This window comes from Phytoactinopolyspora endophytica, from assembly GCF_004138495.1.
Classification (GTDB): Bacteria; Actinomycetota; Actinomycetes; order Jiangellales; family Jiangellaceae; genus Phytoactinopolyspora; species Phytoactinopolyspora endophytica.
In genome coordinates, this window is sequence record NZ_ML142852.1 from 333,280 (window position 1) to 337,993 (window position 4,714).

The following is a 4,714-nucleotide window of genomic DNA, read 5'->3' on the forward strand; positions in this document are numbered from 1 at the left end:
TTCCCTTCAGCAGATGACCCCCTTCTTGGCGTCAGGTCCGTGCGCGATCGGCTCCGGCCCGATCCAGCGTTCGTCGGCAGGCTCGCTCGCGGGCTGGTACCGAGAGTCCGTCGACATCCGCACCTCCTCGGAGGTGTTGTCCAGACTTCCGTGCACGGTGAACATCCCAAAGACGATGATGTCGCCCGCGCGGAAGTCGGCGGTGAGCCAGCGCCCGCCGAGGCGCTCACGCAACGCCGCGGGGTCGTGCGACAGCGAGCCGTCCCACGCGCCCGGCTTCTCGCCCTTGTTCTCGCAGTAGCTGTCCACATCACGGCGGCCGTAATCATCGGTGATCTCCGGCAGGCGGTGGCTGCCCTCGAGGATGATCAGCCCGCCGACGTCGAAGCCCGCGTCCGAGAGCGGCGTCCACGTCGTCCGCAGCCGCTGCGTCCCGCGGTTCATGAACACCCCGTCGCCGTGCGGCTTCGTCCCCGGGCCCGGCGGGACCACCCGCAGCCAGGTGTAGTCGAGATGGGCCACGGGCTCGCCGAACATGCCCTCGTGAAGCGCCGCGGTGCGGCCTCGATAGAGCAGGTCGGCCAGGGCTCCGCTGGCGCGGGCCAGATCGGCGCGCACGGCCGGAGAGCCAAGCGCGTCAGTCGCCACCAAACGGTCCGGGAGCACATCGGGATCGAGCAGTCCTTCGGCGGCGAACCGGCCGCCCACATCGGCCCGCACAGATCGGACGTCGTCGGGATCGTGGAAACCCGGCAGATAGATGTAGCCGTCGTCGTTGAGCCGTCGAAGCAACTCGGCGACGTCGGTGCCGGGATCCGTACGACGGAGCTCGCCGAGGTGGGCGGTGTCCAGGGTGACATCACGGGCTCGCAGCGTTCCAGCCGATGCGACGGGTGCGCGGTCAACGGTGCCGGTCGGGTTCATCTGCCGCCTCCAGTCATGGGCGTATGTCCATTCTGGCTCGAATCTACGAGCAGAAGCAGCTGATGAACATGGCACCAGTGGTCCGTCCATGTCATTTCTGGCCATCCTGAACTTTGCTCGAGAGCAGTGTTCAGCGACCATCGGATGATGGCCGACGCCAGGACGGCTCGCGGCCAGTCAGTCCGATCACGCGCTCGAGCAGCGGCGCGTCGCGCCCGACCGGAACAGGCGGGCCGAACAGGCCCGGGCTGCCCTGCGGGTTCTCCGCCACTGACGCCTCCACGAACTCGTGCACGGCCTGCAACAGGTCCGGCTCGCACGTGAAGGCCTGCCCGCTGGCGACGGCGACGTCCCAGCCGTGCACCACGACCTCGTCCAGGACGACAAGCCCGGCGACTTCCCCGGGCATCTCGACACCGCCCGCCTCCGTCATCCCCGTCCACGCGGATTCCTCGTGCCAGGCCTTCCCCAGTGCTTCCAACCGTTCGGGAATTCGGCGGCGCCAGTCCGATCCGAGGCATGACACGTCCGCGCTGGGCCCCTGGCTCCCACCATCGAGTGGGGTCTTCGCTGCAGCCGCGGCGAACGCCAGGGACAGTCCATCGACGTGGTCGAGCAAGTCGCCGAGGCTCGTCTCACTGCACGGGGTCGGTGCTGACAGCTGATCATCGCCGATGCCTTGAACTAAATCGGCCAGCATGCGGGTCGCGGGTTCCAGGTTGAGCATGTCACTCCCTACGTCGGGCTCGCTTACGGTACGGACCTCTCCCGCGCCACGAACTCATCGCACGCGCATGGAGATGTGCACCAGTGGCGTCGGTAAAGTAGGCCGCTCTTGCCCGATGGTCACGTCCGCAGGAGCTCATCAGCACATGAGTCGCAGCAGCTCGGAGGACACAGCCTCTCCGGACACCTCTACGGGGATGACCAGGATCGGATGCTCGCCGGCCGTCAGCAGCCTCCCGCTCATCCTCGTCACGGGCGGCATCACGGCCTTGATTCTGGCCGTGCCCACGTCCGAGCTGTTCGGGGATGCGCCACTGGCTTACCTGCTGGCCCTCGCTTGCTGGCTCGCCCTGATCCCCGGTGGAATCTTCGCGGGCTTCGCTCTCGCCTATCGCCCCATAGCCGTCGACCTGCGAGCGGGAACGGCACGGCTGGGCCGCACGACGGTGCCGCTGGCCTCCGTGACGAGGGCATGGCGGCAGACCAGCGTGGCGCGGACCAGCACGTATCTCAGCTATCGCTTCCAGGCGACCGGTGGGGCATGGGGCCGGGTCCACATCGCCGGTGAGCCGTTGAAGCGGCTGAGCGACGGGGATCGACGCAGCCTCGAACAGTTCATCGATGCGGCAGGTATCGAGCATCCCGCCGACGACGAGGGCCTCAGCCCGGAGCAGCGGCTCCTCGCCGATGTCTTCAGCGAGCACGGCACCAAGTCCCCGGCGGGGAAACGGACGCTCGTCGCCGAGCTGCGCGGCCAACCGCTCCCAGACCCGTGGGCCGTCCTGGCATGGCTGCGCAGCCGCGACTCCGGACAGGTCATCCGCGGGCTCCCGCCGCGGCTGGTCGAGCCGTTCGACGGAGCTCCACCCGACCACCACCTGACGATGATGGCCGCATGGCTCGGTGCCGTGCTCGGCATGGGCTGCCTGATCGGCGCGCCGGTCATCCTTCTCGATGACGAACTCGACATCTCTACGTCGATCGGCCTGGCCGTCCTTGGCGCAGGCGTCATCTGCACCGCCATCGCCGTCGCACTCGCAGTACGCGATCGCCGCGCCAAGCGCCGGCAGAACCTGCTCTGGGTCCGTCTCGGCGGTCAGCGGCTCATGGCAGAGGACGACGACCTCACCTGACCCGGCACGCGTACCGGGCGCCCCGGGCCCTGGGCTCCGGGCCGCTTTGCTGCCGCTCGGCGGCCCGGCCTCCCCGAGTCGGCTACTGTCGTGTGCGTGTGACTTGTCCGGCCGTTCGCCGTTTGAGGCATGAGAGCAAGGGAACCACGCATGGCGGTCTCGCTGATCAACTACCTGACGACGATCCGCTTCGGCGAGGGCGCCGTGGCAGACGTGGCAGACGACCTCGCAGAGCTCGGCGTCTCACGCGCGCTGGTGGTCACCGACCGCGGTGTCCGCGACGCCGGGCTCGTGGATCGCACGCTGTCCGGTGTCCCCACGGACCGGATCGCCGCCGTCTTCGAGGACACCCCGTCGAACCCGACCGAAGACGCCGCAGAGGCGGCCCTAGCGCTCTACCGCGAGTCCGGAGCCGACGGGCTCATCGCCATCGGCGGCGGCTCACCCATCGACCTCGCCAAGGCGATCGCCCTCATGGCGACCCACGACGCTCCGCTGGAAAGCTACGCCGCCATCCTCGGCGGAATCGGACGCATCACGGCGGACGTCGCCCCCATCGTCGCCGTCCCAACCACGGCGGGCACCGGAAGTGAGGTCGGCCGCGCCGCCCTGGTCACGCTGAGCGACGGCCGCAAGCTGGGCTTCATCTCCCCCCACCTGATCCCGGCCCGCGCGGTCTGCGACCCCGAGCTGACCCACGGGCTGCCGCCGACGCTGACCGCAGCCACCGGCATCGACGCGATCAGCCACTGCATCGAGACCTTCCTCAGCCCTCGGGACAACCCGCCCGCAGAGGCCATCGCCCTGGACGGGCTGCACCGCGCCGTCGCACATCTCGAGACCGCCGTCAACGACGGCGATGACGCCACGGCACGACGAGAGATGATGATGGCTGCGCTGCAGGGCGGGCTCACCTTCCAGAAGGGTCTCGGAGCGGTGCATGCCATCTCGCACCCCGCCGGCGGGCTCGACGGCGTCGCCCTGCATCACGGCATGCTCAACGCCGTCCTGCTGCCCCATGTCCTGCGCTTCAACCACAGCGCCGCACAGCCGAAATACCGAGCGCTACGCGCTGCGTGCGGGCTGTCGGACAGCGACGACCTCCCCGCGTTCTTCGACCGGTTCACTGCGGCGCTCGGCCTGCCACGGTCACTGTCGGCGCTGGGACTCCCGCGCGACGCGATCCCCACCATCGTCGACGGCGCACTCCAAGACCACTCAGCCGCCACCAACCCACGCAAGCTCACCCGCGACGACGTCGACCAGCTCGTCAACGCCGCGTACTAGGGCCTGCGGACACTACGCGTCCTTCGGCGGCGCGGCCCATCTTTCGGAGAAGAGCTCGTACCCCGGCGGATCACCGGGCAAGGGCTCGGGAGCGCCTGCGCGGAGTCCGTCGAGCGCGATCGCGTTGATCCGTGCTCGCGCCTTCAGAGCGGCCTCGGTGAGGTCGCTCCGTCCCTGCTTGGCGAGTTGCTCGAGTAGCGGGGACCTTCCCATCTGCTCGATGAGGAGCGAGATGTCCACCGTCGTGACGTCGCGCCTGAGCACGCCTGCCGCGTGAGCACGCTCCACAAGGGCTTCGACCGCCTGGTCTGAGCGCGCGTTCTTCTCCGCCATCTCCTCCGTGACCTCGACTGTGCCGGCAACCGGCGCGAGCGAGCCCGTGCCCAGGGCGATGGCGCTCGTGACATAGTGCGCAAGGCCCTCCCACGGATCCTCACGGGCGAGCCCTTCCTCGGCCGCCTGGAGATACTCGTCGAGCGCCAGCGCCACCAGGTGCTGAAAAAGCTCCTCCTTGGTGCGGTAACGCCGATACAAGCTGCCGATCCCGACGCCCGCCCGGGCTGCGATCGACGCCACCGAGGCATGAGCGCCGTCCATAGCTATGACCTCCCTGGCCGCCTGGAGCAGGGCACGGTCGTTGCGCG

The 4,714-nt window shown here is 69.0% G+C and carries 5 protein-coding genes; 2 read left to right on the forward strand and 3 right to left on the reverse strand.

Annotated features, from left to right (window positions below; all coding sequences use genetic code 11):
• Positions 1-6: 6 nt before the first annotated feature.
• Positions 7-924: a phytanoyl-CoA dioxygenase family protein gene (locus ELR45_RS09950; protein ID WP_129665551.1), complete on the reverse strand. Its 918-nt coding sequence runs from the start codon at positions 922-924 to the stop codon at positions 7-9.
• 130 nt (positions 925-1,054) lie between these two features.
• A complete protein-coding gene (locus tag ELR45_RS09955; protein WP_129665553.1) occupies positions 1,055-1,651 on the reverse strand; it encodes a TIGR03086 family metal-binding protein in 597 nt (198 codons plus the stop codon).
• Positions 1,652-1,796: 145 nt separating this feature from the next.
• Between ELR45_RS09955 and ELR45_RS09960 the strand changes: the two genes are divergently transcribed.
• Entirely contained in the window at positions 1,797-2,783 is a 987-nt protein-coding gene (locus ELR45_RS09960) for a hypothetical protein (protein ID WP_129665555.1), read from the forward strand.
• 150 nt (positions 2,784-2,933) lie between these two features.
• Positions 2,934-4,070 (forward strand): iron-containing alcohol dehydrogenase, encoded by a 1,137-nt coding sequence (locus ELR45_RS09965; RefSeq protein WP_129665557.1) that lies wholly within the window; start codon positions 2,934-2,936, stop codon positions 4,068-4,070.
• 12 nt (positions 4,071-4,082) lie between these two features.
• On the opposite strand, the gene ELR45_RS09970 is transcribed toward ELR45_RS09965, so the two are convergent.
• A partial coding sequence (locus tag ELR45_RS09970) for a TetR/AcrR family transcriptional regulator (RefSeq protein ID WP_165367641.1) occupies positions 4,083-4,714 on the reverse strand: 632 nt, incomplete at its 5' end.

What these genes read in the sequence shown, in the direction of transcription:
- ELR45_RS09955 (WP_129665553.1), bottom strand. Translation starts at nt 1,651, where the DNA reads ATGCTCAACCTGGAACCCGCGACCCGCATGCTGGCCGATTTAGTTCAA.
- ELR45_RS09950 (WP_129665551.1), bottom strand. Translation starts at nt 924, where the DNA reads ATGAACCCGACCGGCACCGTTGACCGCGCACCCGTCGCATCGGCTGGA.
- ELR45_RS09965 (WP_129665557.1), top strand. Translation starts at nt 2,934, where the DNA reads ATGGCGGTCTCGCTGATCAACTACCTGACGACGATCCGCTTCGGCGAG.
- ELR45_RS09960 (WP_129665555.1), top strand. Translation starts at nt 1,797, where the DNA reads ATGAGTCGCAGCAGCTCGGAGGACACAGCCTCTCCGGACACCTCTACG.